A 21,405-nucleotide genomic window follows, 5' to 3' on the forward strand; every position below is an offset into this window, starting at 1 on the left:
TTACTCACCTTCCTGGTACATGATGAGGAATTTGCTGCCTGCCTCAATGTATTGTTCGAGCTTGTTCACGTCATCCACAGAGACGACGACTTCGATGTCTCGAATGACAGATGTTCCATCTTTCCGGTCCATGGAGCTAATGCTCTGCACCTCCCGGTTGGAACTGTCCTTCACGTAGGCAACCGTTGCTTTTAGGACAATTTCGCCAGCTTTGCCGGCAACTGCTCCTGCGGCTTTCGGGTCGTACGTCTCGGGTAGCTCGCTTGCGTCACCTTCCGCTGGCTCAGGTGACGGCGACGGAACCACGGACGGGTCATTTGCAGCAGCGTCTGCTTGCTTCTCGCGCTCGAGCACGGAACGAGGGATTTCCTTCAGAACGATTTTATCGCGGGCTCGAAGCGTGTTCGGAAGAGCATAAACCCATTCATTGGGGATCTTCATCATGAATTGGTCGCTTGTCGTCACGAGCTCAGCGTCCTCAAAAAAGGTGGGGCTCAGCTGTGCCTTGAAAGGGATGTACTGCTTGGCGACTTTGCCGACGATGAGCGATGGATCCGTAATGACCGTGTCAATTACCGTATCTTTAGGAACTTTGGCATAATACCAGTCCCCGTCCGATATTTGATCGCCTCGAGCAGCTTCACCCGTGAGCATGACCACTTGTTCGGAAAAGAACATCTCGCGCCCCTTCGTCTCAAACCAAAGCTGAAAAACAATAAGTCCGGCCAGCAAAACCAAGCCGAGCAACGGCAAACCGCGCTGCATAATCGTGCGAATCAATCGAGCTCCTCCTTCAAGTAGTTGATTCCATATCTTAGTGATGTTACCATCATAGCACACATAAGTTATTAGTGTAATACCTTATTAATGTATTCGTTTATACTTTGCTGAACTCCTCTTTCCGGGTTCTTGTTAAAATGGGCGTATTCGCTGCGCTCATTAATCAACCGGGAGGAAAGCACATTGAACCGAAAGGATGTGAAGAGAAAAGTGTACTCCGATCCCGCCCTCAAAGAGAACAAACAATGGACGATATACACGACAAATGAAATCTATAAAAAATACAAAATGACCCATCTCATGGGTGAACATGGACTCATGGAATTGGTCAACGAAGCCCTGCACATGTACATCACGCTCTTTCCCCATTTGGAAGAAATCCGGAAGGAAGCTGCTGAAAAAGAGCTCCCACTGACGGCCTATATGGAGTTTATCCTTGAGGAAAGAATGAAAAATGGTTCTTAATGCACACGAGTAGGTCTAGATGACTAATCTATTTGTCGGAATATGCCAAATAAAAAATGAGGGGTCGCGTTAAGCGTTCCCTCATTTTTTTTGTGCGAGGCGTTCGATGCGAAGCAGCAGCTCCTCGTTTGTAAAAGGTGCCACCAGACAATCGTCCACGCCAACGTTGATAACCGATAGCAGATCCGGATCTTTATCACGCGTGACAATCATGAGTGCGCCGGCATATTGAGATCGAATATCCGCTACTCGGTCCAGATCATTTATTTCAAGCTCCATTACAACCAGATCATACAACTCCTGGTGCAGGACGCGCTGCGTTTCATTGAAGGTACTGGCCACATAAACACGACCTGCCTTCCCTTTAAGCAATCCCTGTAGCTCGTGCTGACGCTCGCTCGTCTGGCAGCTAATTAACACCGCAGCCGACTTGAGGCCCCGCTCGGCGTCTTTCCCGCCTCCCATGATACGATTTCTGCCAGCCCGCTTGGCCTCATATAGCAGCAGATCGCTTTCCTTTAACCACCCTCCTGGAGAAAGCCCCTCATGCCACTTGGCTACCCCCGCCGAGAAGGTGCAGTAGTACGGACTCCCCTCCACGAGAGACGTTTCCCGTACCAACTGGAGCAAGCGATTCATTTCCCGTTTCGCTGCTTCCGCGTCCGTTTCAGGAAACAGGATGACGAATTCTTCTCCACCCAGACGGATTACAAAATCGGCTGGCCGCTTATGCTGCTCCAGGAGACAGGCTAGTCCGATAAGAACAGAATCCCCGAAGGCATGACCATAGGTATCATTGATCTGCTTAAACCGGTCAATATCCAATAAGGCGATGACTAGAGGGGTTTGATAATGCTGTGCCCTTTTAATGAGAACGGGGGCCATCGCATCAAAGTAGCGCCGATTAAAAGCACCGGTCAATGGATCACGATAGGCAAGCTGCTCCACTTTCCTCAAACTGGTTTCTACGCGAGAGAAACAAGCTTCAAAATCGTCTTGCGTAGAGGCAGCTGGAAGATAAAAATCAGCGCCAGCTTGGATAAAAGCCGTACGATCCGTGGCATTGGATCCAAAGGCAATGCACGGCAGATCAGTAATTGCCGCATCGCTTCGAGCCAGCTCAAAGGCATCCACAGATCCTGCGAACAAAAGTACATCTATACGATTCAGTTCCGTGTGTCGCCTGGCATCTTCAACTGTATGACAATGAAATACATTGTAATACAAAGGATCTAAGGATTCGAGAACGCCCAGGGACGGCTGGCCTGGAGAAGAGAAGAAAAGGATATTCGTCATCTTCCCTTCCCCCCTGTTTTACGTTGCCACCAGTTGCCGAGACCTTTCGACGATGGCCGTTCAAGAACGAACCCTTTGGGGATGATTTCTCTTAATAACGAAAAGTAAGCATCCGTGTACTTGGCCACGAGATCCACGTTACCGTCAAAAATGGTTTTGCCCTCCCATGATGCCTGCACCATGTCATCCTGCGACAGTAAGGGCAGCATGGTCTCTACTGGGTAGGGAAGTGAATGAATCCACTCTTTGAGCCGAGCTGCCTTGGCTGCAGGAACCATGTTGGCAATCATTTTCACTTTACCGCCCAAATTGGTGCTTAGGAACGCTCGATTTTGACGAGCCTCTTGGCTTACAAGACGCGCTGGATCTGGGCCGGCAACCAGAAGTACATGATCGGCTTGCTTCAGCACGTCGAGCATGCCAGGAAGCCTCCAGCCGGTAGACAGGTCAAGTATTGTCACTGCATGCTTGATGGCATAAAGACTACGCGCCATGTGCTCCCCTGTCCATTCGGAAAGCGAACCGCTTGCCGGATCTGCCGGCATCCAGGTGATGAAGCCTTCCTGCCATTCTGCGTCCCGCTTGACCTGGTTGGCCATGACTTGAGGATAGAGAAACGAGTAATTACGAGGCACCTGTCTGGATCCATCCAGAGCCATATAGAGGTAAGGGTCACAGGAGGGATGTTCGAGCACGCACGTGTCAACCCTGATTGCATCGAGTACCTTGGCCAAAGCGATCGCAGCGAAAGAGGAGCCTGCTCCCCCGTACAAGCTCCCGATTACGATTAGCTGTCGAGGCATGGTTTTGAGGACGGGAACAGCAACCTGCCGTTCTACTTCAACCGGAACAGGAACTTCAACTCGAATCTCCACGGGCTTTTCCACGATTTTTTCGACGGTACGAATCACTTCTCGATCGATATATTTGGGCACCTCTCGATCGACGTAGACGATCTTGGAATCGTGTGCCTGATGCTTGATTTCAGGAGAATGTAAGGCCGCCTGGTCTTCAAGAGGTAAAGCGGGTTTAGAAGTGACGATATCCGGTTTCTGCTTAACGGTGGGAGGGGTAGGCTTCGAAGAAGCCGCGGCGCTACTCTGCGCCGCCCCCCCACCTACAGCCTGAGACAGACTCTGCTGCAGCTCTTCAAAGTTACCGGTAAAGACTACATGTGGAATGCCGGCTTCGTGGAGAACTTGTTCTGCTCGCTCTCTCCAGTGAAGAGAACGATCGAGGACAACCAGGTCAATGTCGTCCCCTAGAATGATTTCCTGCAGCTCCCGAAAGAGTGGGACGTTCGGAAGAATTTCAAACCGAGATCCGTACATGCCTTGGATCTTCTTGAAGACGGGATCCAGCTTGACCGCGACGAGCATTCTCATGCGTTGTAACTCCTTTCATTAACGTGCCCTGGTTCTTACCGGACCACGCTCTTTCTGACGTTGTTCTGCTTTCATTTTGCTGTACGCTTTAATCTCGTCTTCCACCGTCCTTTCTTTCTCCGGAAGGGGGTTTTTCGCTCGTTCATCCGCCCGAATGGCCCGAAGATCATCGTTCCAGTCTTTGCCTTTCGGAAAGATTTTCTTTACATAGATGGAGCGCTCGCCTCCGTCGCGGCTGTACCTTTCCTCAATTAGGTCACTGGCTTCTCGACCCTTAATTTCATTGGGCTTCGTCGCTTGGTCGTTATTGAGCGCGGTAACGATATTCTTCACGTGAGGCTGATCGCGCAGGTATTGCTTCAGGGCTGTGTCATGTACCCCTCCTAAAGCCAGAATGGCCACCTGGGAAGGATCCTTGCCGTGGTACTTTAGTAAGCTGGCATAAGACAAGGCCTCAATCGGAGATTCAACGAGAATCACGTTCGTACTCGAACGGTTTCCGTAGAAATAGGGATACTTGGCATCGCTCGCCGGCTGCTCAAAGATGATCTTATAATCGGACAGCGTCGTGCGCTTTTGCGCCCACCGCGGCTCTTCTGATTTCGGTTCCTTACCAACAAAAACAGCATTGTGATGCTCTTTGTCCTCGTACAGGTTCCCCTTCTTAATTTCATTGAGCACGATGTCCGTGTCGAGCCCTCTCGTTTTGGTCAAGTAAGCAATGACCCGGCGGAAGCTGTCGTTTCGTTCCGGAAGCTTGAAAGGCTCTTTCGGTTCCTCTGACGACTTAAAGGTTTCCCGTTGACTTAGCTCCAGCTTGCGATCGAGTAATTTGGCAGCAGCATCCTTAAACGGAATTTTCTCAAACTCGACCAGGAAGTCGAGGGTATTCCCTCCTTGCCCCGTCGATCGTTGGTTCCACATGTTATCGCGAACCATGAGTCCGCCGAACCCCCGAACTCGAAGCTGATTTCCATCCGGCTCGAGGCGCCAGGGCTCTATCCGTCCTTCAGCACGGGCATGCTCGTTTTCCTTCTGCAGATAATCTACCAGGCTCGTCTGCCTGGCCTTGCGCACATCATCATTTGAAAGCTTGGCCATCGTTACCCCTCCTTGGAAATCATATCAAGCGCAGCTGCAGCTGATGCAGGTGCAGCTGCTTTCTGAGATCCAGCCCCCTCCAGCTGGTCAAACAGATCCGATAGCGTCGACGAGGGTGAAGCACCTGGCTGCGATTCGTTCAAACCTTCATCCATCTGGCCCGACGTCGCTAGATTATCTTCAGCGTTGTGCTCGGCGGCAGGCAAGGCAAGCATGTCATCATCGGGCTCGGAAAGCTCTTTTATGTCCTTGCTAAGCGATTCATTAGCCAGGTCCGCAGGGAATGCTTCTGGCACTACCTCAACTGTCTGAATCACAACGGGTACTTCTGCAGGGACCAGATTCTCATCTTGGTTTTGGAGAATAGGTTCTTCTTCAGGTAACTCAGCGAATGCCTCACTCGATTCGTGTAGAACGGGTGGAATCATCCATTCAATTGATCCTGCTTGGATTGGTTCGTCGTCCGAGGATTCAGTTTCCGAAGCATAGAGGGCATCCAGGATGCGCTCAGCTGGCGAAGAAGACGAGACAGCGTCCATGCTCTCCTTGAAATTCGTCGTGGCAGCGACTGGATCCACTTCAGACTCCTGGAGAATTAATCCGCAAACCCGGTTGTAATCCGACTGGCTGAAGAGTTGAAACCCTCGTTGAGGAGGAGGCACCATAGCCTTCGGATCAAGCTTTTGGTACCCCTTTGCGTTGGGGTGTTCTGTGAAACGAGTTTTAGTCGTCTTGAACGGGTTGCCTCCATTTTGAAGGATGATGTTGGTTCGACGGGATTTCTTGCGGAGCTCATCCGGAGTGATGAGCCTGCGTCCATGGTATTGTTGGGATTCGCTCCCGCCGTTACCAGTAATGAGCGGCGAATGCTGCTGCTGCGACGTCGATACAATCTTGATAGTCCCATCGCCGATGTCCGTTGACATTTCTTCGGCCGTCTTCTTGTCGTTTGTTCCCAAAAACACGACCGTATCAAAGTTCTGCAGGATAGCGTCCGTGTCATCCTTGTACAGCTTATAGAGCTGGGACTTTGCTTGGACAAGGATCTGCAGCGAGATGCCAAGTCCACGCATAACCCCGGTCCGCTCGGAAAGCATTGGAATCTTGCCGATGTTGACGAACTCATCTCCAATGATTTTGACTCCGACGGGACATGTGCCGCCGTTATCATCTGCCACTCGCCAGAGCTGCTGGAAGAGCTGATCGAAGAACAAGCTGGTAAGAGAAGCGAATGTCGTATCCGCCGTAGGAATGATAAGGAACAAAGCCGATTTCTTTTTCCCGAGATGGTCAAAACGGAAGTCACTTTGACTGGTTAGCTGTTGGATGTCATTGTAGCCGAACAGCGAAAGCTGTGTTCCGAATCCGATGAGGATACCGGCCCGGGTTTCCGCCGGCGCGACACGGAAAATATTGTACCGGGCAACAGCGGGATGGTTGTAGGGCAACGCATCGAACAGAGTATTCAACGTCTCTTCGTCGCGCCCATAAGTAAGCCCGATGTGCAGCACGTTCGCCAGGTTGCATTGTTCGGCCGGCAGCTCATGCTTCACGAATAAAATGATGGCAGACATGAGGGCTTTTTCCGCTTTGGGCCAGAATGGATCTCCCTGGTGTCCATCCGTAGGGACGAGCAAATTAGATAGCTTTTCTGCGTCAAGGTCCTTATCGACGTAATCCATCGCATTCCAGCGATGACTGGCCTTCATCGTCACAAGGTTGAAGCAGTACACATCGTAGCCAGCCTGCTCGAGCGAGTGTGCGGTGTAGGTATAGTGCTCTCCCTTGGGATCAATCACAACCAGGGAGCTCTCTACCGGTAAGTTCCGGTTCTTGGCCGTCTGGATACGCTTCTTCGTACGAAGATCCACCGGATCCATCGCATGAAAGATTTGAGGCATAACGTAGGTTTGACCCTTACCGATACCGGAGTTACCGTAGATCAGGACATTCTGGTTAAGCTCGGAGTCCGGTGGAAGCGTAATATAACCGCCGTTACCGAATGCTTTTTGCTCGATGCCCAGAATGACGCCTGAACCGTTCAGCTCATTGACCGGGCTGCCGCTGATCTCTCCTTTGCGAAAAACTTCACGCCGGCGCGCCCAACGAGCTGAACCATGAGATCCGTAGTTGGACGCTTCCTTGAATTTCCCCTGAGTCCACTCTTTAATGAATGGGCGTAAAAAGAGGAAGGCCGGAAGGAATGCCAAGGTCCACGTCCATTTAGCTTGCTCGCGTTCGAATGGACCAAATGGCCAAACCGAGATGAGAACAGAATCAAAATGGTAAATTGCAGATCTTGTATGGGTGAGATATTGAGCTAGCTCCCCCTCTGGTTCAAAGGAGAACGGCATTTGGGCAAATGCGAGGATAACGCCGACTAATGTTCCGATGATCCAAAGATGAAGGAATATGTATCCTCCAGCTCGGAGTCCATGCTTGACATACTTGTTCATGAATGGGCCAATGCCCCCTTTCTTGGTTACCTACCTCGACTCTCCTTAGACTTGCGATCGCGTTCTTGCTCATCACGTTCCACGTTTCGAGAAATGCGATCGAGAAGCTTCTGATGTTGTCGATCAATCTCAGCCTCATTACGCCGAATGCCTGCGCTGATTTGCTTGAGGGCCGACTTCATGACGCCTTGGGCAATGGAACTCTCTATGCCTCGCCTGCTTGCTCGTTCACGCCGGGACTGCTTAGACGGGTCCGCTTCTCTTCCATCTCGCGTCTTCCAAGGATAAGAAGAATCATCTATATTGAGCCGTTTGCATAATTGACGGTAGTCCTTCACAGAAAGCAACGGGGTTCTGCCCCATGCTGCCGTCTCCTGAAATTCCTCATGTTTCCGTTGAACGATTTGCTTGATCTTGTCCGGATCGATATCCGATCCTGTACGTAAACTCCAGTCCTGAATAATCTGCTCCGCCTCTTCAGGACTTCTGGTTGATAGCAGCAACGTAGCCATCTGGCCGACCGTGCCAGCAAGCACGTCACGTTCTCCATAGAAGCGGGCGAGTTCTTCCGGCTTGGCTGTTACCTGCTCCCGGCCGTATTGTTCCAAATCAGCTGTAGTGTAGTTGAGCCGATTCATGACGTCCTTGATCCCGTCATCTCCGTAAGCCAATCGCAACATATGAGCACCTGTGTATGTCAGCGCATGATCGCATTCCGTCTCATACTCTTTTTCAATTCGCCAGTTCGGAATCGGCGGAAGCTTCAATCGAGCGATCACATCGGCACAATCCTCCTTTGTCAAACCAAGCTCATGACAATCATGCAGCACCTTTAGGGCCAGCCTCTCATTCAAGCTATCGACACGACCGGTAGCGCCTTGTATAGTCCATACCGCCCGCTCCGCTCGATTAAGATCAATCTCAACGTGGCCATGCTGACCAATTTCATAAGCCGCTTTTAGAATGGTCTGGCTGAATCGCTCCAGCATATCTGCCTTTGCCTTCGACACCGCTTCGTCTCGTTGCTCTGCTTGTGAGCTATAGGGTTCTGCAAGTGCTCCAGACGCCTCCTCGTACGCATGGCGCAGAGGATTAAACTGTGGTTGCTGGTACATCCATGCTGCGACTTCGCTTACCTGTCGTTTGACTGAGTCAGGCATGAATTTCAGCATTAGCCGGCCTTTGCCCGGAAGTTCCGCCTGGATGGACTTCAGCTTCTGGACCAAGTAATCACGCTGATCGTTCTCAAGGCGCGGGGAGAGCATCTCTTCGGTCCGATCAGAGAGATCATGAAGCTGCTTCGCTTCCTTCCATTGTCTGTTCCATGTTCGGGAAAAATCGACCGCTTCCCGCAAGCTAGAAATTCCAAGCTGCCGCATTGCGTCACGCTTGACCGTTTTTTCCTTCGTTAGGAGATCGCGATCCGCAGCGTAAATCTTGTTGACGAAAACACGCTTCATCTTGCGCTGGAGCTCTTTCGTTACAACCCCCTTCCTCCGCTTTGGATGCTTCTCCCAAAAAATTACATGCGCATGAGGATGACCCGCTTCCGGATGGTAGGCAGCCACCCATCTTAAATTGCTAGGCTGAATTCCCATAAGTTCAGTCATTTCCGGCATATTCTGCTTAATCGTCTCTTCCCAGGCCTGCCGGTTTAGCATTTCAAGCCTTGTTGCATCATCCTCATGAAGACTTAGGATAAGCCTCCATGCAATGCCTTTGTGCTCCAAGAGCTCTTTCTGGATTTCATCCAGTTCGACCTCATCCTCTCCAGAGGAAAACAGTCCGTGGCTATTTGGCCTTTCGTGAGCATACCCAACATGATGCGCTGCCGTCCCGGGTACTGGACGCTCCGAACCGCCTAAATCCGGAACCTGTTTTGGCTTGTCTAGATCATGGCCGAGATCGACCCCTGGTCTTGTCGCAATGTAACGTACATGGGCGCTGTTCTTGCCTGCGCTCCCCGGTCGGTCTGGCAAGTAAAACGAAAGCTTGAAAACAAATGGAGCCCGGTATCGCATTGGAGTCATTCCTTGCTGGTGAGGTAATTGGCTGCTCGTGCTTCCGAATCACGAAAGATGGATACGGCATCTTGGCCAGCGTGATTAAGTTCGACAACCTGCATGTACATCGCCGTGGCAGAAGCTTTGGTAGTCTTGGAAATCATTTTCGCCATGCGGTTGAATTGAGGCGTGACTTCATCCTGAATGAGTTTTCGAAGCATCTTCATTGTCGCATCGGTTCCTTCCACGGCCCCCTGCTGAGATAGCATCATTTCGCAAGCCAATTCAATTAGCTCTGTACGGCTTCTGTTCTCGAGCTTGGCTTGTGCATCGAGCCGAGCTACCAAATCAGGCTTCATCTTCAGTTGAACACGCTTAAAGCTCATGTGATCCCCTCTCTATCCAGTACACATCACTGGACACACGGTTAAATATGGATATTATAAGTTTATCAAAAAAACGTACACACGAATAGACACACATACCGATAGAAGTGTGTACGTTAGTACACACGCTTAAAAATCATTATTTACGCGGCTTTGCCGCGTATATGTGACATCGGGTGTGTACGTTAGTACACACCCCCTTATCCTGCCTTCCTCATTCGTACCTCATTCGTCGGTGCCTGCGCCCACGGCTTCGCCGCATTCGCCGGCCTCCGGCCTTTGGCCGGGCATGGCTGGCGAGAAAGGGGACCGACCCCCGGATCGCATCCGCCTGCCTCCGGCCAATGGCCGGGCATGGCTGGCGAGAAGGGGGAGGCTCAAGGATCTCCGCAACGTATGCGCGGCTTGCGCAAACCAGATGGAGACAGCTGCCTTTCTAGATCCCCGTCTAGAGTCCTCCCAATTATTGAGTTACAAAAATCAAAAGCAATTAGAAATCCACATAGATCCTACCTTGAATTGATAATCTGATGCCATTTTGAGAAGTAAAAATCAATTCATCTGTCATACATTTGTATGACTTATGTAATACATTGATAAATAAGGACTTTCGCTTGTGTAGTCCTTTGTCATACGATTGTAATACTATTGTCTTACATATCGTATGACAATGTCATACAGCAGCTCTATATTAACATGGAAATAAAAGAAGCCCCTCATGTGAGTAGGCTTCTTCTTTGAATCATTCCTTCGCTTTAATACCCAGCCGTTTCCTTTCCGTCGCTAGGCTACAGCTGCCGGCATCTACGCATAAAAACACCGGCTCTCCGTCTATTTCATCTTCCTTCTCGACCTCCATCTCATCCCGATGGCAGTAGTCGCAGCGCCCCCTCATGAAAGTCCTCCCTCCTTTTGCTTCCGGATCCGTTCGAGCAGCTGGGGCTGATCTGCGGTTTGGATCTTGACCTCAACGATTAAGTCATGGAAGGTTTTGCTGATCTCATCCATGGCGTATCCGCTCAATAGAAACTCAAGCGATAGAGACTGCAGCATGGCATTGAGGATGCTCAGTCTTTCGCTAAGGCTGATTTGTCCATGGGCAATTGCTTCTACCTCTCTGGGTCCAGATGTAGATCCAAACGTATAGCCTGCGATGAAGCCAGCAGCTTCATAAGCGTAGTCCTGGCCGTCATCATCTTGAACAAAAATTCGTGCCACTCCATTCACCTCCAGCGTATTGGAAAATACTGTTCGTCATATTACGACTCATCTCCTTCTCCTTCGAGCCATGACTGCACCGTGGACGCTCCTCCCTCCAGGTAACATCGGCCGGCGATTTTCCGGCCGCAGCCGTGCGGGGAGTGCTCTTCTCCCCGCACGGCTGCCGATTTCGAAAAATATCGACATAACAAGATTGCGGAAGGTCCCCTTGTTAGGGGGGCCTTCCTTTTCCACTAGCTGGCCTTCACCTCATTTCCCTGGGTATACTCGACCTGGGTGCCTAGGATGAGATCAGCGGCTTTTTGTGCCGCGCTTGATGCTGTCACGATTAGTCGGCTATCACCGCGTAGCGCCGAGATCCAACTTTTCAGATAGGCCGCGCTGTTGTCGAGCGTCACATGCTCGATTCCGGCAACACCGCAAAGCATGGCCGCGCCCACTTCGGCTATCAGCTCCTCTTTGCTATAGGCCTTGTCCCCAAAGACCTTTCCCTTTTCGCGCTTTAACCGGCTCTCATGTCCTGTGCTGTGGACCAGCTCATGAAACAACGTGCAGTAGTATTCCTCCGCGCACCTGTAATCGGATAATGGCGGAACCGAGACTCGATCAAAGAAGGGCTCGTAGTAAGCTCGACCGCTTGCGAATCTCAGTTCCGGTCCCCCGACAAATCCCGCGGCAATCGCTTCGGCGGCTTGAATCGGATCCAGTTCCTCCCCTTCTTCCTCTTCTTCCTCGATAGGCTGGATCTTGCTTGTCAGCCCTTCGCATTGGGTCTCAATGTTGAAGACCCTAAATTGCTTGTAAACCGGGATTTTTTCGATATCGCCATCTTCATTCTCCTTTTCAACTTTATTGAAAAAAATGACGATTGAAGATTTAGCCCCTAGCTTTACATTTCCTCCAGCTGCTTCGACTTGATTGTACGTTGCCCACTCGCCAGACCAGTCGAGAAGCAGCTGATTTACGCCGCGGTACAATTTGCCTGTGTTCCAGTTACGAGCGCCGCCGGCCTGCTTGCCGTTCTTCCAGGGGCGAACCCAAGGAACTACCCCGGCCTCCAGCTTGGCAATGATTGCTTCCGTAACCAGTTCGTACACGCTCTTCTTCATGTTGTTCGCTCCTTTGTGGTTGTCTTCCGTATAGTCCTATTATAACACGTATCTATTAGATACGTAACTATTTAAGTCTGATTATGGAAGGATTGTCTGTTTCACTTTTTCCCAGCCCAGCCAGACGGATCTGACCCTTAAAAATGATATCAAGGAGCAGAACAGATTCTGCCCCTTCTTGATCTAGCCACTAATAATCCATTCAAGAAGCTCTCGTGCGGCGGCATTGGCTAGCACTTTCCCAGCGAATCTAGCCCAGCGTTTCCATGCTTTTCTCATTTCCTCACCTCCAGTTAATAGGGCACCTATTGGGCTAATCTACAAGCGTAGAATAGAACGCAAGCTGAAATTTCTATCACGTTGCCCCTCATCTGTAAAAGTGAGTTCATCCTGTCGTCTTGCTTTGTTTTGGTTCAGCCCTTGTTTTGAGCTTGTGATCGTCGGCTCTTGAACTTCGGCCTTTGATCTTCCGCGCCGCCGGGTACCCACGGTTTCAGCTGCAGCGGGTTTCTGCAGCTGAAAAACCCCCCAATGGAACCGGTGAATTTCCGGGTCGCTTGGGGGGTTAGTGGGTGGCGGGGTTTCGCGGCCAAATGCCTGTTTATTGATTTTGTCTTGTGTAAGAGGAAAAATCATACTTTTGTATAATTTGTAAGGAAGAAACTTTCATGTTAGGAGATAAAATCATGATAGCTAAGGATGACTTTCTCGCTTTAAGTCATGAGCAAAAAATTGAGACCTATATCGAACTACGAAAAAGCCATAAAATACGAGACATTGTTGAGGCTTGGGAGTTTAATAATGCGGCATCGCTTTACCAGCTGCTTCGGCAGGTTAAAATCTACGAACAAGTCATCTTCAAGCAGCAGCTGTTTCGTCAGATACTGTCTCCAGCCTCCTCATTGCCAAGTGAACCGACTTCAGGAAAGAGCCCTGTCCAGCAAACCCGTCCCGCGGCTCAACCTGTCTATGGGTTTACATATGCCCTGAATCACGATGAGATGGACACGCAGAACCTGGCAGATCGACTAGAGCGAGTCGCTGCATACCTAAGACACGAAACCGGCCTGGTGCGAATCGCGTTGAGTCTGTCAGGAAGCAGCTCCGGTCCGGACGAACCTGTGGAAAGCTGAAGCGACACAAAAAGCCCCTCTCTGCAGAGGGGCTTTTGCAATGGCTGCTTAAGCGGTACGGCAGATCAGACGCCTTAATGTTGTCGGCCAAACGGTATCATGGATAGGATCCTCCGAGTCTGGTTCGATTTGCGGAAGACCATCAGAGTGAAGACGGATGACGTCCCACTGGATGAACGAACGGCCTTTATTGGCTGCGGGGCTTGTAATGACCTGCGTCACTTCGCCGAGGCGCAGTTGACGCGTCTCCAAGTGAAAGTACTCCAAGAGACAGCCAGGCTGTATGCTATCGGACATCGCCTGGGCCAGTCGAGCCTGATCCACAAGGTAGACCACGTCTCCATAGTACTCCAGCTCCTTTGGGCGCTCCCCTGAAGCCAGAGACGAAGGCCCCTGCTGCTCCCGCAGCCACGCATCACGGTCAAACCAGGAAACGCTACCAGCGGGCCAGGGGGTGCCTTGTACGTCCATTCGAGATGGATGAGAAGCCACATTCACATACGGGCGATCGAGCCTTTGGTAAACGCGCCCATCCGGCGCCTGAAGACCAGGGACGTTGGCCACGATCGGGATAATGGTCCACATATAAAACTCGATACGTCCAGTCACAAGCCGTTTTGGCTTCGGTTCGATGGGAAGGCGCGCAAAGCCACTTGAAAGCCTACCAGCATCCTTCCAGAGCGTCAGGACCCGATCCGCATCCTGCTCTCGGGCATAGGAGTGATCCATGACAACTTTAACCACTTCTTGGAGCTCAGCTTGGCCGATCGAGTAGGCCAGTCTAGAGCTTTCATAACGAACAAGGGCAATGACCCATCTTTCTGGATTCATGACAGTTCCTCCTCGAGGGATTGAATTAGCGATCACTAAAAGCGATTGAAGAAGAGCGACTTCAGCGGGGCCGGGAAAAAGAAAAGATGGCCGCATTTAGAGAATCGCGCCGATGAGACGTGAAGATGGTCGGCGGAGGATTGACTCTGACACACCGCTATAAATTGAGAATTGAATCTCAAAATTTAACGCCGAAAATCCTCTAAGTATTGATCGAACTTGGACATCTCTTTTTCACTGATGGCACGACGATTTAATAACGCTGCCATATGTGCAGCTTCTGGTGCTGTCAGGCGGATGCTTTGGCCGTGGTGATCGACCTTGAGAACAAGGATGGGACCCACGATAATATCCACCAGTCTTCCACCGCTGACAAGCTTAATATTGGGCTTGAGGTCAGGGAGGAACTTCCCCTCCTTATGGAAGACGAAAGAGAATTCGTCGTTGATGCCCACGCGATGGATTTCGATAAGTCCCCCGATGAACTTCTGCTGGGAATCCAAGCTGATGCGTGGCCATTCTACGATCCTCGCATCCTCGAGCGGTTGCTTGGTCACAACATAGAGACGAAAAGACTGGGTAACCAAGTGCAGGTGTCGGTTTCTCGCATATACAGCTTTCTTCATATGAATCTCTCCTAACGTATGACAGATGTATGACTATGTAATACGGACCACTCTGGCGGTGAATCCTCTACAGGAGCCCCTGCGCAGATGCGGCGCCGGGTCGGTAACTGCTGGATACCGTGATTGTCCAGCGGTGGGTGGTAGCCGGATTTACGCGGCGATGGCGCTCATGCTGCGTTCCTAGTGGCTTGTAGCTCGGCCTCCGCGCCTGCAATCTCCCCATTAATCCAGGTCAGTCCAGCGTCGGACAGCAGCCCGGAACGTTTCATTTCCCGGAGCCTTGCGATGTGCCGAGCAATCTCAGCTCTTACATTTAATGGCATGGTTAGCCCTCCTAAGGTCAAGTTTGGGTTGCATCGATTCGTACATCCAGCCGGCCAGTTCGAATTGCGTGCTGCACTTTTCGGTCGCAGCGCCTCCGGCAGGTGGCCAGGTGTACGATGCGCTGCTGCTCTGGTTCCGTTACGACCATCGGGCGGCAAGCTGCAGGAAGCGCGGTTGCTCCCGATCCTTCAGCGCCATCTGCCGGCCAGTGCGGAACGAGTGACGCTTCCGTTCGTGTCACAGCGGCGCCGTCGACTGGCCGTTGCAGAAAGAGCGGCGCTCCGGATCCTGAGCGCCATCTGCCGGCCAGTGCGGAACGAGCGACGCTTCCGTTCGTGTTGCAGCGGAGCCGTCGACTGGCCGCTGCAGGAAGAGCGGCGCTCCGGATCCTTGAGCACCAGCTGAAGACAGTGGTGAACGAGTGACGTTTCCGATCGTGTTGCGGTGGTGCCCCCGACTGGACGCTGCAGGAGCCGTCGCCTCTCGGATCCTTCAGCGCCATCTGCCGGCCAGTGCGAACGAGCGACACTTCTGATTGTTGGAAACCGTTGACCGTCCGGATTTACGCGGCGCTGGCGCTCGTGATGCGTTCCTAGTGGCTTTGCAGCTCGGCCTCTGCGCCTGCGATCTCCCCATTAATCCAGGTCAGACCAGCGTCAGAAAGCAGTCCGGAACGTTTCATTTCCCGGAGCCTTGCGATATGCCGGGCAATTTCAGCTCTTGCACTCAATGGCATGGGTAGCCCTCCTAAGGTCAATCTTGGAACGTATCGAGTACATCATACGGCCAGCACGGCCTGGTGCAGATCGACAGCAGCTCTGCTGTTTTGGGCAATAAGCCGGCGAACGTGAGATATCCGCCGCTGAATCTTGGTCCAGACCCTCCTTGCTTGGCCAGCTCGAATTATGTGATGCAACTTTTCGCTCGCGGCGTTGCCGGCAGGTGGCCAGGCGCAGCTGCTCTGGATCGTTTCCGACCATCGGTCGGCAGCTGCAGGAAGCGCGGCGTCTCCGGATCCTTCAATGTGTAGAAGAGCCCACAGCTAAAACCAATACCCTCACCTCTAACATGTCTATTCGACACGGTACTTAATTAAAGGGAATGGTTCTTGAGTATCCTTTATAAAAAACATCCAGCTTGTTTCCCAAGAGTTCTACCATAATGGGATTGTAATCCCGGTCATTAAAGACGAAAATGCCATGAGCTTCGCGAATAAACCCCTCTGCTTCGACTCCATTATTTTGAAGTATCAGAAGCATCTCTCTAGGATCCATAGTGAGTCCCCCTTTTTAACGGGTGTTCGATTAATTACATTTTATCACGCATCTATATAACACGCAACTAGAAAAGTGGAATGTAATACAGATGTATTACGCATATATGACATCGAATCGCGATTGTATGACACCTCGTCATACAACATTGTTTGAAAGTAGCCTTCTTTCTCCCCTACCCCATCCCACATATTAACGACAATATTCGACACGCCAAAGCCGACAAAGCCTCTTGACGCAACAGAAAACCCTTCTGATAATGAACTACAACAAAGGCGGTGTGACGATGAAGACGTGGGACTATTCCAGAGAACCTATAGGAGAGAATTGCATACTTGTTGATCTCGGCCTCCGGTGCATTAATCCGCGCCAAATATTCTGCTTATCTAAACCATACGAAAGAATCCGTACCGAAAACGTCTCGTCTAACCTGAGACGAAGTGTTGAGGCTTACGGCTGGAAGGATCCTTCTCCTCAGTCGCTTCATATCGTGCGTGATCCAGCCTCCGGTCTGTACCAGGTCTGTAGCGGAGGAAACCATCGAGCGGTACTGGCCTATGATCTAGGACTGCAGGAAGTGCCGGCATCTGTGAGTTATCTGGTTCCGTACGAGCTTCTAACAAGTGGTGAGCTCGAAGCATATGAGAGAGCAAGCGGAAGCGAAAAGCTCCAGCTGGCCATCATGATGATGATTTTCTTGCGCCTTGGCTGGGACATCCCTAAGAAGTACGAGCGTCCAGTGCGAATTCGCTAATGTTGACTTTTGGTCTTTTTTATATTTCAATTATCTTATATTCTGTAAGACAGATTTCGCTGATACACGTGCTACGTCCAATGAAAAAAGCCCAATCCATGGCGGGACTGGGCTCTATCTGGGACACAGACGGCACGAGCATCAACGTAATCGACCTGGGGCAGGATCGTGGACTTTTCCCGAGTACACACGATCTTGCCTTTTTGCTATGCCCTAACCTAGACTATCTGAGAAAAAGCTGAACGATGGCAATGATAACCGTACTGATCTGGCATACAGCGTCCACATAGCTTTTCCATGCCGGCTCGTGCTCCACAGTGCTCACCTCCAAAGAGATGCCCGTGGGCGCCGGTCCCATGGATAGATGATACAATGAATTATTATGCTAGACAAGCAGACGGACTGGTATTACCCTCCATTATGACTGACCCCAGAATGCTATTGCGTTCAAACGAAAAAAATGTCCGTAGTTGAAGTGTTCAGGTCGATGTTTTAGTAGTTGTTTTAGTAGTTGTTTTAGTAGTTGTTTTAGTAGTTGTTTTAGTAGTTAGTTTGGTAATGTTTTGATTTCGTGTCCATTTTGTGAACAAAAAATTCATAACACGCCTTATCGATAAAAAGAAGCACCCTTCATTGAAGGATGCATCTTTTCCATTAAAATTTTAGAAACTAGGTTTATCTCTGTTATGTCGTGGTCATACTAGAGCTATCACCGCTTACGCTGCCGGCTCACCTCCGGGAGCAAGCGTCGGATAAGACGAGACGTCCCATCCTCATAAGCCTCAGAGATAAAGGTTTGCAGAACACGTTCAGCAATCATATCTGGAGTGACTTCGTACTCGACGTCAGTGTGGTCGTTGATCGAATCACAAATGAGCTGCAGCTTATAATACTCGCTGCGAGGTAGCGTCGCCGTCACCGTGCGAAAGCGCACGGTCTCGTTCCACAGATCCCGAATGAGTCCCATAGTCTCCTCCTACTTGAGAATGCTCCAGACCGACGAGTCTGGCTTGTCCAGCAAAGCACGAGCAGACGAAGCGGGAGCTCTCATGAAATCTTGTCTCGTCATACCTGGGGCAATGGACTGAACGATCGCTAAATCGTGCAGAGCGTATCTCAGGAGGGCGAATGCGGCATGAGCAATGAAAGGGATACCTAGTCCAATCTGAAACTCATTGAGCTGCTCATAGAGGCTCTGAGACGCTTTGATCTTGAACCTTCCTCGGTCGTCAAGTTGCTGAGAAGGGCCAATGTAATCATAGATAGACTGATGATCATGATGGCCACAATAAATCGCCGGACCGAAGCGATAGTCACGCTTCAGGTAAGGAGCAAAAAAGACAATGCAGGGTTCGCTCTGCAGCGCGGCTTGTATAAGTAAAAGTCCGACATCGCCTTCAGGCAGTTGTGTTCTGCGTGCGATCCGGTGAATCCACACACGGAGTTCATCTGGAATGTAAGGAGCAATGGCCCTCTTCTTGTCCGATCGAGTCTTCCGTTTCTTCTCCATGAACCTACACCTCCATTCAATAAATCAGGAACTGCGTGCCAGAGTGCCTAGATTATGTTTATGGCCAAGTCTCTGCAGATAGTCCAAACCAGAGAAGGAGAGATGATCCATGCACAAACTGTCCCTGCGTGAGCTCGAAGCACTCGGCCGCGGAGCCATCGAGTACCGAAAACAGGCTGGACTGCCTTTGAAGAAGAAAAAGCCGAAGAAGAGTCCGGTCAATCGTTGACTGTTACGGACGTTGCTGGAAATAAAAAAGGAGCCGGGGCGCTAATGCCTCGGCTCTTGTTGCAGAAGGGCTTCAAAATCAGCAAACGTCTCTACCGTCTCAGCTAAGTGCCAGAGGCGCTCGTAGCGCTTCAGGCCACGGCGCAAAACAAAATGGCTCCATAACCGCATCTGCTGCGGCTGAGTCATTCCGAAGCGATCTCGAAGACCGGTTTGCAACTCTTCGTATGACATGGCCGCGCGTGCTCCAGCAGAGGCTGCCAGCATACGGGCTTCGATGACTGAGTTCGGAATGGGTGACACAGAAGAAAGCTTGGGCCGAGCGAATCTAGCTTCAGTGGAGTTCGGACTCTGAGGTGGATCCGCCGGCGCCATCGCCGGCTGAGTCAGATTGGCCTTTGTCCATGCCGTCCACGCTTCAGCACATTCAAGAAACTGCATCTTGAACCGTTCCATTTCAGCAGCCTCGCGGGCTGGATGATGCAGCGCCAAGTTTGTATCAAAGGAAAGAGCGGTGTCAATTCCCATCCGATACGGTTCCATCAGAGCAAATGCCTTGAATGGGACCTGTCTCTGATCCGGAAGGAAGCGATGAACGGAGAAGAAGATACCCTCACTGGTGGAATGGACGTAATATAGGCTTCGTGTTTCAAGCAGCGGGGGAAGCGCAGCGGCATGCCGGTACCCAAATATCTTAAAGACGGTCTCCGTACTAACCTCTCCGGAAAGATCCTGCAGAAGCTCGTCCCACTGCTGGTCCTGAATCGTCTTTGAGGACAGATCCAATTCGGATTCCCAAAGATACATGACACGCTTCTCTAAGTCCACGACCTGTTCGCCCTCATCAATAAACCATAGGGTCTCAAGCCCCTTTTCCTGAAAGAACTGCTGACGGTTCTTCAGCTTACGAGCCAGTCGACGATCGCCACTTCGATCGACGTTTGTCAGGATGGAGATGGCCATCTCCCGGTCGAGAAAACGGACGACCAGATCCGGCAGATGTGCCCAGCGCTCTCCCGCCTTAGCGATGTACCCCATTTCTACCTGCAAGCCCGGACGAAGCTTCTCTTGCCCCTTGAGGACGTCATGGACAAACTCTCGGATCACCGAGTGATTCTTGCTCTCGCGGGCCGTCTGGCGATCATAGGTTGTACGGCTCTGCTGCAGCTCACATGCCTCATTTTTGTTGTGGGCGAAATATAAGCCTCGCTGCCCGTCACGCACCAGGAGAAGCCGTTTACAGCCTCTACACGAGTATGCTCCCTTCTCGGCAGCTTTCTTCAGCCTTTTGACGGCTTCAGCTCGTGGTAACCTCGAATCAAGCTGCGACTCAATATAGACCGTTTCCCCCAAGTAATCAGCGTGGTGCATGACTAGACCCCCAGTTAGATGATACTTCCAAATATATCAAATCTACGGCCATTCGTGTTCAATCGTTTCAAGGCCCTTCCTCCATCGTTTACCGTGACCGGCCCCCTCTTTCCAGGACCCTTGACTCCGGAGCTGCTGCGCATAATCCTAGGAACGGTGTGCCGGAGTTCCAACGGTATTGACGCACCTACAAAAGGAATCCTTTCTGAAGGGGGGAGGCAATAAAGAAAAGAAGCGGTTTTGTCATACAACTGTATGTCGTTGTATGCCGAATATCAATTCTTAGTATTACATATGTCATACATTCGTAATACGTGATTAAATCCGTATGACAACGTCATACAATATCTGAATGTGATTACACACGATGTGCTCTCCTCTTCCTCATTTCAAAAAAATGAGAATCAAAAATCAATTAATGATACGATAAGGACAATCCACTTAAAGGAGCGAGCAAAGGTGTCGACGATCGATCTCGCCATAGATGAGCTTCATAAAGGATTCAAAGCCTTAAACAATCGGATATTCGGCGGCCAGCTCCCTCTACCCGCCATCCTGGTGCAAAATCAGGGAAACCGCACTCGAAATATCCTGGGCTGGTGCACCGTCGATAAAATCTGGGTAGACGACGCCAAAACGATTCAGCGCTACGAAATCAATATCACCGCTGAATTTTTGAATCGGCCTCTGCCTGAGATTATGGAGACGCTGCTCCACGAGATGGTCCATCTCTACTGCAACGTTAACGACATCAAAGATACATCTCGCAAAGGAGGCTACCATAACAAGCGGTTCAAAGCAGAGGCAGAGCGAGTCGGGCTCACGGTCACATTTGATAAGTCAATCGGCTGGGCGTATACGGCATTGAAGCCCGAAACGGAAGAACTGATTCTCGGCTTAGGGCTTAACCCGGATGCGTTCAAGATCCGGCGGAAAACCTGGGGTGACGATGAGGACGGCGAAGAAGGCGATGGCAAACGGAAGAAAGGCGTCCAGAAGGTCTGGCGTTGCCCAACGGAAGGATGCGAGAACCACACTTCCGTCATCAAGGCCAAACGAGGGAAAGCGCTGGATGTGATATGCGGCAAATGCATGCAAAAATTCGTCTATGTTGAAATCGATCCCGAGGAGGAAGAGGATTAAAGGCCATGC

At 50.9% G+C, this 21,405-nt stretch carries 20 protein-coding genes; 4 read left to right on the forward strand and 16 right to left on the reverse strand.

Going from position 1 to position 21,405, the window contains the following annotated elements; translation table 11 throughout:
• Positions 1-780: an SAF domain-containing protein gene (locus B8V81_RS24410; RefSeq protein WP_101809511.1), complete on the reverse strand. Its 780-nt coding sequence runs from the start codon at positions 778-780 to the stop codon at positions 1-3.
• A gap of 183 nt (positions 781-963) precedes the next feature.
• Here B8V81_RS24410 and B8V81_RS24415 point away from each other — a divergent pair, with 183 nt between their 5' ends.
• Positions 964-1,245: a hypothetical protein gene (locus B8V81_RS24415; protein ID WP_101809512.1), complete on the forward strand. Its 282-nt coding sequence runs from the start codon at positions 964-966 to the stop codon at positions 1,243-1,245.
• Between the two features lie 81 nt (positions 1,246-1,326).
• Here the strand turns inward: B8V81_RS24415 and B8V81_RS24420 are convergent, their stop codons facing one another.
• The 8 genes from B8V81_RS24420 to B8V81_RS24455 form a co-directional block, all read right to left on the reverse strand.
• Positions 1,327-2,541, reverse strand: a complete 1,215-nt coding sequence (locus B8V81_RS24420; protein WP_101809513.1) for a diguanylate cyclase — start codon at positions 2,539-2,541, stop codon at positions 1,327-1,329.
• The gene (locus tag B8V81_RS24425) at positions 2,538-3,926 is read right to left on the reverse strand and encodes a hypothetical protein (RefSeq protein WP_101809514.1); all 1,389 of its coding nucleotides are present in this window, start codon (positions 3,924-3,926) and stop codon (positions 2,538-2,540) included. Before B8V81_RS24425 ends, B8V81_RS24420 begins: the two co-directional genes overlap by 4 nt.
• Positions 3,927-3,944: 18 nt before the next feature.
• Complete coding sequence (locus B8V81_RS24430) at positions 3,945-5,027, reverse strand: toprim domain-containing protein (RefSeq protein ID WP_101809515.1); 1,083 nt, start codon at positions 5,025-5,027, stop codon at positions 3,945-3,947.
• A 2-nt stretch (positions 5,028-5,029) separates the two neighbouring features.
• Positions 5,030-7,483: a VirD4-like conjugal transfer protein, CD1115 family gene (locus B8V81_RS24435; protein WP_101809516.1), complete on the reverse strand. Its 2,454-nt coding sequence runs from the start codon at positions 7,481-7,483 to the stop codon at positions 5,030-5,032.
• Positions 7,484-7,509: 26 nt separating this feature from the next.
• Positions 7,510-9,504 carry a MobP3 family relaxase gene (gene mobP3 / locus B8V81_RS24440; RefSeq protein ID WP_101809517.1) on the reverse strand — a complete coding sequence of 665 codons (1,995 nt, stop codon included), beginning with the start codon at positions 9,502-9,504 and terminating at the stop codon, positions 7,510-7,512.
• A 5-nt stretch (positions 9,505-9,509) separates the two neighbouring features.
• Positions 9,510-9,872, reverse strand: coding sequence for a ribbon-helix-helix domain-containing protein (locus tag B8V81_RS24445; protein ID WP_101809518.1), 363 nt, complete (start codon positions 9,870-9,872; stop codon positions 9,510-9,512).
• An 891-nt stretch (positions 9,873-10,763) separates the two neighbouring features.
• Positions 10,764-11,090 carry a hypothetical protein gene (locus tag B8V81_RS24450; protein WP_101809519.1) on the reverse strand — a complete coding sequence of 109 codons (327 nt, stop codon included), beginning with the start codon at positions 11,088-11,090 and terminating at the stop codon, positions 10,764-10,766.
• 236 nt (positions 11,091-11,326) lie between these two features.
• A complete protein-coding gene (locus B8V81_RS24455; RefSeq protein WP_101809520.1) occupies positions 11,327-12,202 on the reverse strand; it encodes an ArdC family protein in 876 nt (291 codons plus the stop codon).
• Positions 12,203-12,888: 686 nt separating this feature from the next.
• On the opposite strand from B8V81_RS24455, the gene B8V81_RS24460 reads away from it, so the two are divergent.
• Positions 12,889-13,335: a hypothetical protein gene (locus tag B8V81_RS24460; protein WP_146000552.1), complete on the forward strand. Its 447-nt coding sequence runs from the start codon at positions 12,889-12,891 to the stop codon at positions 13,333-13,335.
• 48 nt (positions 13,336-13,383) lie between these two features.
• Here the strand turns inward: B8V81_RS24460 and B8V81_RS24465 are convergent, their stop codons facing one another.
• The 4 genes from B8V81_RS24465 to B8V81_RS24475 form a co-directional block, all read right to left on the reverse strand.
• On the reverse strand, positions 13,384-14,166 hold the full coding sequence (locus tag B8V81_RS24465; protein WP_101809522.1) for a hypothetical protein: 783 nt from the start codon (positions 14,164-14,166) through the stop codon (positions 13,384-13,386).
• 185 nt (positions 14,167-14,351) lie between these two features.
• The gene (locus tag B8V81_RS24470) at positions 14,352-14,792 is read right to left on the reverse strand and encodes a DUF3846 domain-containing protein (protein WP_101809523.1); all 441 of its coding nucleotides are present in this window, start codon (positions 14,790-14,792) and stop codon (positions 14,352-14,354) included.
• Between the two features lie 916 nt (positions 14,793-15,708).
• Positions 15,709-15,852, reverse strand: a complete 144-nt coding sequence (locus tag B8V81_RS25475; protein WP_180968539.1) for a hypothetical protein — start codon at positions 15,850-15,852, stop codon at positions 15,709-15,711.
• Between the two features lie 352 nt (positions 15,853-16,204).
• Positions 16,205-16,390 carry a hypothetical protein gene (locus B8V81_RS24475; protein ID WP_101809524.1) on the reverse strand — a complete coding sequence of 62 codons (186 nt, stop codon included), beginning with the start codon at positions 16,388-16,390 and terminating at the stop codon, positions 16,205-16,207.
• 286 nt (positions 16,391-16,676) lie between these two features.
• Between B8V81_RS24475 and B8V81_RS25045 the strand changes: the two genes are divergently transcribed.
• Positions 16,677-17,144: a hypothetical protein gene (locus tag B8V81_RS25045; RefSeq protein WP_146000553.1), complete on the forward strand. Its 468-nt coding sequence runs from the start codon at positions 16,677-16,679 to the stop codon at positions 17,142-17,144.
• A 709-nt stretch (positions 17,145-17,853) separates the two neighbouring features.
• On the opposite strand, the gene B8V81_RS24480 is transcribed toward B8V81_RS25045, so the two are convergent.
• The 3 genes from B8V81_RS24480 to B8V81_RS24490 form a co-directional block, all read right to left on the reverse strand.
• The gene (locus B8V81_RS24480; RefSeq protein ID WP_101809525.1) at positions 17,854-18,111 is read right to left on the reverse strand and encodes a hypothetical protein; all 258 of its coding nucleotides are present in this window, start codon (positions 18,109-18,111) and stop codon (positions 17,854-17,856) included.
• A 9-nt stretch (positions 18,112-18,120) separates the two neighbouring features.
• Complete coding sequence (locus B8V81_RS24485) at positions 18,121-18,654, reverse strand: hypothetical protein (RefSeq protein ID WP_101809526.1); 534 nt, start codon at positions 18,652-18,654, stop codon at positions 18,121-18,123.
• 270 nt (positions 18,655-18,924) lie between these two features.
• Complete coding sequence (locus B8V81_RS24490) at positions 18,925-20,253, reverse strand: hypothetical protein (protein ID WP_101809527.1); 1,329 nt, start codon at positions 20,251-20,253, stop codon at positions 18,925-18,927.
• A gap of 459 nt (positions 20,254-20,712) precedes the next feature.
• On the opposite strand from B8V81_RS24490, the gene B8V81_RS24495 reads away from it, so the two are divergent.
• The gene (locus B8V81_RS24495; protein ID WP_180968540.1) at positions 20,713-21,396 is read left to right on the forward strand and encodes a SprT-like domain-containing protein; all 684 of its coding nucleotides are present in this window, start codon (positions 20,713-20,715) and stop codon (positions 21,394-21,396) included.
• The last annotated feature ends 9 nt before the right edge of the window (positions 21,397-21,405 follow it).

It is taken from the genome of Paenibacillus pasadenensis (genome assembly GCF_002864175.1).
In the GTDB taxonomy this organism is placed as follows: Bacteria; Bacillota; Bacilli; order Paenibacillales; family Paenibacillaceae; genus Paenibacillus_O; species Paenibacillus_O pasadenensis.

Bases quoted from the DNA above. Each gene is read 5' to 3' on its own strand.
- B8V81_RS24485 (WP_101809526.1), bottom strand. From the start codon at position 18,654: ATGGAGAAGAAACGGAAGACTCGATCGGACAAGAAGAGGGCCATTGCT.
- B8V81_RS24420 (WP_101809513.1), bottom strand. From the start codon at position 2,541: ATGACGAATATCCTTTTCTTCTCTTCTCCAGGCCAGCCGTCCCTGGGC.
- B8V81_RS24435 (WP_101809516.1), bottom strand. From the start codon at position 7,483: ATGAACAAGTATGTCAAGCATGGACTCCGAGCTGGAGGATACATATTC.
- B8V81_RS24430 (WP_101809515.1), bottom strand. From the start codon at position 5,027: ATGGCCAAGCTTTCAAATGATGATGTGCGCAAGGCCAGGCAGACGAGC.
- B8V81_RS25045 (WP_146000553.1), top strand. From the start codon at position 16,677: ATGAAGACGTGGGACTATTCCAGAGAACCTATAGGAGAGAATTGCATA.
- B8V81_RS24445 (WP_101809518.1), bottom strand. From the start codon at position 9,872: ATGAGCTTTAAGCGTGTTCAACTGAAGATGAAGCCTGATTTGGTAGCT.
- B8V81_RS24470 (WP_101809523.1), bottom strand. From the start codon at position 14,792: ATGAAGAAAGCTGTATATGCGAGAAACCGACACCTGCACTTGGTTACC.
- B8V81_RS24455 (WP_101809520.1), bottom strand. From the start codon at position 12,202: ATGAAGAAGAGCGTGTACGAACTGGTTACGGAAGCAATCATTGCCAAG.
- B8V81_RS24465 (WP_101809522.1), bottom strand. From the start codon at position 14,166: ATGAATCCAGAAAGATGGGTCATTGCCCTTGTTCGTTATGAAAGCTCT.
- B8V81_RS25475 (WP_180968539.1), bottom strand. From the start codon at position 15,852: ATGCCATTGAGTGCAAGAGCTGAAATTGCCCGGCATATCGCAAGGCTC.
- B8V81_RS24425 (WP_101809514.1), bottom strand. From the start codon at position 3,926: ATGAGAATGCTCGTCGCGGTCAAGCTGGATCCCGTCTTCAAGAAGATC.
- B8V81_RS24460 (WP_146000552.1), top strand. From the start codon at position 12,889: ATGATAGCTAAGGATGACTTTCTCGCTTTAAGTCATGAGCAAAAAATT.
- B8V81_RS24480 (WP_101809525.1), bottom strand. From the start codon at position 18,111: ATGGGACTCATTCGGGATCTGTGGAACGAGACCGTGCGCTTTCGCACG.
- mobP3 (WP_101809517.1), bottom strand. From the start codon at position 9,504: ATGCGATACCGGGCTCCATTTGTTTTCAAGCTTTCGTTTTACTTGCCA.
- B8V81_RS24475 (WP_101809524.1), bottom strand. From the start codon at position 16,390: ATGGATCCTAGAGAGATGCTTCTGATACTTCAAAATAATGGAGTCGAA.
- B8V81_RS24490 (WP_101809527.1), bottom strand. From the start codon at position 20,253: ATGCACCACGCTGATTACTTGGGGGAAACGGTCTATATTGAGTCGCAG.